4 protein-coding genes and 1 pseudogene are annotated in these 5452 nt (G+C 43.5%); all 5 read right to left on the reverse strand.

Annotation, left to right across the window (positions count from 1 at the left end):
• Nucleotides 1-408 (reverse strand): annotated as a pseudogene (locus ACUU1I_RS19435) (sulfatase-like hydrolase/transferase); the annotation flags it as partial.
• A gap of 401 nt (nucleotides 409-809) precedes the next feature.
• Nucleotides 810-1571 (reverse strand): acid stress response transcriptional regulator YdeO, encoded by a 762-nt coding sequence (gene ydeO, locus ACUU1I_RS19440; protein WP_000060475.1) that lies wholly within the window; start codon nucleotides 1569-1571, stop codon nucleotides 810-812.
• Between the two features lie 73 nt (nucleotides 1572-1644).
• Entirely contained in the window at nucleotides 1645-1842 is a 198-nt protein-coding gene (safA, locus tag ACUU1I_RS19445; protein WP_000543379.1) for a two-component system connector SafA, read from the reverse strand.
• A 247-nt stretch (nucleotides 1843-2089) separates the two neighbouring features.
• Nucleotides 2090-4369, reverse strand: coding sequence for an acid resistance putative oxidoreductase YdeP (gene ydeP / locus ACUU1I_RS19450; protein ID WP_000726665.1), 2280 nt, complete (start codon nucleotides 4367-4369; stop codon nucleotides 2090-2092).
• 333 nt (nucleotides 4370-4702) lie between these two features.
• Nucleotides 4703-5452 (reverse strand): fimbrial protein (locus ACUU1I_RS19455; RefSeq protein ID WP_032157045.1); only part of this gene is annotated, 750 nt, incomplete at its 5' end.

The raw sequence follows: 5452 nt of genomic DNA on the forward strand, positions 1-5452 counted from the left end.
ACGGGAGGGGCCGGAAACACCGTGTGCCACATAGCCGTTAGTAAAACGTACGCCTTCATCCATTAATGAAAGGAGCGTCGGCGTTGATTTTTGTGCAGCTTCAATGGCTTTATCTATCCCTATTTTGTAGGTATCGACAACTTCACGATTTTCCATTGTTTTTGGGTCAAAAGATCCCTTATCAAAAGGAAGTTGTCCATAACCAAGATCATCCATGGTTAGTACGATAATATTTGGCTTTCCTTTGGTACTGTATTCAGTCGGCGTAAAGTCTGAGAAAGCAACGTTTGTTTTGGTTGCTTTCAGCTTTACATCATCTGCCGCATGAGCAGCAAATGCAGCCATACCAGATGCCAGTATCAAAGATATCGAGGTACTTACGACACTTTTCTTTAATGCAGACTTCATAAATGTTCCTCTTCTTATTGTACTTAATTCCGAAGTAATTTTACGAAGAGAAATAAGTGGATGTAAGTGAAGTTAGTCACATAAAGAGATAGCAGATTTAGCTAAAAAAAGGGAAATAACAGTCCATAAAGCGTTGACATTACTTTCTGTTCTATTAAGTAATTTCTCGCCGATAAATAACTAATTTATTGATATTTAATAAATTATTGCATTTTACTGACAAAATGCCGAATTGAGATTATAAATAATCATGCAACAGGTTATGCAAGTGCATAAATATGTGATGGATGTCACTTATTTATTTCAATAAATATATCGCCTAAAAACAACGCGGGGCAGGGAATGGCTGCCCCATATAATTCTTACGTAGCGTGCGTGGTTGACTACTCGTTAGCAAATAATCAAATAGCTAAAGCACTCATCGTGTTGCCCGTATTCATACCCGTGTGCCTTTGACAACGGTACTCCTTAGAAACTCTCTTCGGACTGTTGCCGAAATGTTTGCGGAACGCATAAATAAAATAAGATGTACTGGCATAACCACATTGTTCGGCAATTTTATTGACTGAACCTTCTACGCGTATCAAATTTTTTGCGTGCTGCATTCTGGCATCTAATAGAATCTGTGAGAATGTCGTTTGCTCTTGCTTTAGTTTTTTCTTCAACAGGCTTTCACTGATGTACAGGCAGTCACAAATATCTTTCAGCTTCCATGGGTGCGCCAGCTTCATGTTGACAATATTTCTCACTTTCCCGGAAACGGATAGCACACCGTTAGTTAATAGTGTAATGAAACCTTTGCATGCGGCAAAAATAGACAGGCAAGAAAAAAGCAAAAGTTCTGAAAAATTATGATGATTGCGTTCTTCCGAGTTGAGATAAGCAATCATTTCATTAAGCAATCCAGTCGGTACATTTGAAGCACGTAAAAACTTCGCAGGAACAGGCACCGTCACTGTCTGGATGTTAGTGCATTGTAGATATTTTTTAATGGTATTTTCATTAAATCCGATTTCTTTAAAATGCCGCTCATAAGGTTCAAAATGTGTACGAACAGCGTTATCTACCATCAGGATCTCGCCGTCAGAGAAGGCGTAATCTTTATCTAAAATGTTAGCGTTGAAAGCATGATGAATAAATATAACAGAACAAACGAGCGACATTTTATCTCCTTAAAACAATAAAGTTTTATCGATACCTTTTAAACATTTCACATTTATAATTTGCTGTTTATTTTCAGTCTTGCAAACTATTGATAATGAAATGTGTAAGATCTCTTGCAATGCGACCCATTTCTGAAATACTCAGCTGATCAATTGCCGAAAAAATGGCTATCAACGTAAGTGTCAGTAATAAGACAACCACAATTGCAGACATGATTTCTTTATAGTTATCTCTTTGCATGATTTTGTTTTTCACTGTGGTCGCATGCATTTCAAATATGTTTATTTAGCGGATAACGTTAAAAGTCGTTAATCAGTATGCTTAATATAACAGGCTGGAGAAAAGAAGAAATAGGACTGGTGCTTCAGTACTGAGCGGAGTTTCTTACAGCTGTAGGCAGAAGTTTATATCTTATAGTATGTAGTTTAATTTAATCCATGTGAGTAAATTGCGCAATAATAGTCAATGAGGAATTCTTCTGCTGTGCGGATGACAGCAGAAGAAATGAGAAGAGGCATTAATTTGATGGTTCTAATTCAACCGGAATACTTTTATAGCCAGGAATGCCACTTAATGGATCGTGGTTATCAAGTGTTAGCATGTGATTCGATTCTGGAAAATAGGTCACCAGTGAGCGGTCAGCCATAGGGTAAATGACCACTTTTAATCTATCCATGCGGCGTGAGCTGCGCTTACCGTCTGGCGTAAGCGCAATAAGATTAACTCTTTCGCCGTTTTTTACACGGCAAATTTTAGCTTGTTTAGCACTCATAAAGACCACATCTCGTTGACCGAATACCCCTCGATAGCGATCATCCATACCATAAATCGTCGTGTTGTACTGATCGTGGCTGCGTACTGTCGCCATGACCAGCTTACTGTTAAACGCTGAAGAGGGATCTTCTAACAGCCCTTTGCTGGTAATGAAATTAGCCTTACCTGACGGCGTCATCCAGCGCCTTTCAGCAGCTGCATTTATCAGGTGAAAACCACCGGGATGACGGATGCGCTGGTTATAGTCGGCGAACTCTGGCAGCACAGCTTCAATGTCATTGCGAATGCGATCATAATCTTCCACCAGATACTCCCAGGCTACCACGCTCTGGGGTAGTGCTGCCTGCGCGATTCCCGCGACCACTGCACACTCTGATTTCAGCATTACACCGGCGGGTTTTAACACGCCACGCGAGGCATGAATCATCGACATTGAATCCTCAACGGTTACCGCCTGCGCACCGCTTTTTTGCATATCAATCTCGCTACGCCCCAGAACCGGCAGAATATAGCTATGCCGTGCGGTCAGCAGATGAGAGCGGTTAAGCTTAGTGGCTACGTGTACCGCCAAATCTAATTGCGTTAACGGTACAGCGCTCGCTTCCCGATCTGGCATTGCCAGTGCAAAGTTGCCCCCCATGCAGATCAATGCTCGAGCCTGCCCCGTACATATTGCTTGCATGCTGGCAATTGCAGCATGTCCAGGTGCATGAGGTGGGGGGAAGCCATAGCGCTCACCCAGGCGAGCCAGAAACTCTGCAGACGGTTTCTCGGTGATACCGACGGTTCGGTCGCCCTGTACATTAGAGTGACCACGTAGTGGGCAGATACCCGCACCAGGCTTGCCAATGTTACCTTTCATCAACAGCAAATTGACCAGTTGCTGCACGTTCTGGGTACCATGTTCGTGCTGAGTGATCCCCATTCCGTAACAGATAATGGTGCGTTCGGCAGCGGCATATGCGTCAGCCAGTTCGGCGATTTGTGTCTGACTTAGTCCAGAAATACGTTCGATATCTTTCCACTCGGAATTGAGAACGTCACGGCGTAGCTCGTCAAAGCCGACGGTATGCGTTTGAATAAATTCGTCATCAAGCAATGAGGGCCGACCTGCGGCACTTGCAGCATCATCGCGCTCAATTAACAGGCGCATCATCCCCTTGAGCAACGCCATATCGCCACCAATGCGCACGTTGTAGTAGGCACTGGCCAACTGAGTCTCAGAGTTCGTCAGCATTTCAAACGGGTTTTGCGGTGCGGTAAATCGCTCCAGGCCACGTTCCTGTAGAGGATTGATGGCGATCATTTTCGCTCCCCGTTTCACTAAAGCGCGCAACGAAGTCAGCATGCGAGGGTGGTTTGTACCAGGGTTATGCCCAATGCAAATGACTAAATCGCACTTCTCAAAGTCTTCCAGCAACACGGTCCCTTTACCTACACCGATACTCGCTGCCAAACCCACGCTTGTCGGTTCATGGCACATGTTGGAGCAGTCGGGAAAGTTATTGCTCCCGTATTCACGGGCAAAAAGCTGATAAAGAAAGGCAGCTTCATTGGAAGTGCGGCCCGAAGTATAGAATTCAACCTGATTGGGATCACTATAGCTTTGAAGGCGTGCGCCAATTTCGTCGAAAGCTTGTTGCCAGCTTAATGGCTTGTAACAGTCGCTGACGGCATCATATTTCAAAGGCTGAGTGAGACGCCCCGCAGCCTCAAGCTCGTGATCTCCCCAGGTAAGTAATGATTGAACCGTATTCTCAGCAAAGAAAGAGGCATTTACCTGCTTATCCGTGACTTCCCAGGCGATTGCTTTTGCGCCGTTTTCACAAATGTCGAATGACGCACTGTGCTTAGGATCTGGCCATGCACAACCCGGACAGTCAAAGCCCTCTGGCTTATTCATGTCAAACATGGCAATAACATCATGGCGTATATCCATCTGCTTACGTACTGCATTCGCTACGGATTTAACAGCACCCCAACCACCTGCAGCACCCTGGTAGGATTCAATTTTTTTCTTCATCTACTTATCCTGTGTGGAAATGAATTATTAGGATTTGTAATAGCGATGATGCACAGTACATACAAAGGGATTATCGCCAACATGGATATATAAGAGTAGGGGACTACTCTCTTTCTATTTTTAATCTATTATCGTTAAACAATAGATTAAATACGATAAGTTAAGCATCATCTCTCATAGTGTTTAAATTAACATATTTTTCAATATAAAAAATAAGACTCTGGCTTCAATTGTGCGCGGATTTTCTTACAGGTGTAGGATAATAGCCTTCACAAAATAATTATCCGCGCAATTTTCGTGAATGGAGCGCATAGACTAAGGTCAAAATCACAATTATTCATAGATAAAAGTGACACCAATGACTGACTGGACGGTTCCGGCTGAAACCTTGTTTCCTGTTTGTCCATAGGTTGCGCTTAAACCCAGAGGTACTTTGCTTTTATTTACTGTCCCCAGGGAGACATTTTCTCCCGTAGCCAGTATTTTTCCATTACGCATTAGAGTGACACCCACTCCCGATGCTTTTGTTGCATCAGGTGCTGTGTTAGCAAACACTTGTCGGCTACTGTCAGTGGTGGCACCCGAAAGATAAAATGAGAGCTTTTGTTCGCTTGAGCAATATACGCCAAGGGGTATTTCTGCGCTTCCAGGAAAGTCCGGGAGATCCACGGTGACATTACGACTATCAACGGTGCAGCCGCCTGTTGGCATAACAACACTGTTATTTGAAATAATATTACACGTAAAATTACGCGGATTTCCGCTTCCTAATGTTGCAATTTTATACATATGAATACGGGCAATGACTTCCCCCGCTTTTATGACAACTCCACCGGCCGCCCCAACTGGGGTAATATAGAGTTTTAACGGTAATGGCATCGGTGTCTTATCACCAATATCCAATACGTTGGTATTTGTCGTCAACGGGAAGGGGTAGGTCACATTATTCCAGTACAGCGATCCTTTATATGACTGTAGGGAGCCTGCGAAAGCTGAGCCTTGTACCAGGTTTATATGATCAGTGTCGTACCAGCCGCCGTAATCATTCCAGCAACTTATATGCTGAGACAAGTCTACAACCAG

This window comes from Shigella sp. SIG3 (genome assembly GCF_053555855.1).

What these genes read in the sequence shown, in the direction of transcription:
- ydeO (WP_000060475.1), bottom strand. Translation starts at nt 1,571, where the DNA reads ATGTCGCTCGTTTGTTCTGTTATATTTATTCATCATGCTTTCAACGCT.
- safA (WP_000543379.1), bottom strand. Translation starts at nt 1,842, where the DNA reads ATGCATGCGACCACAGTGAAAAACAAAATCATGCAAAGAGATAACTAT.
- ydeP (WP_000726665.1), bottom strand. Translation starts at nt 4,369, where the DNA reads ATGAAGAAAAAAATTGAATCCTACCAGGGTGCTGCAGGTGGTTGGGGT.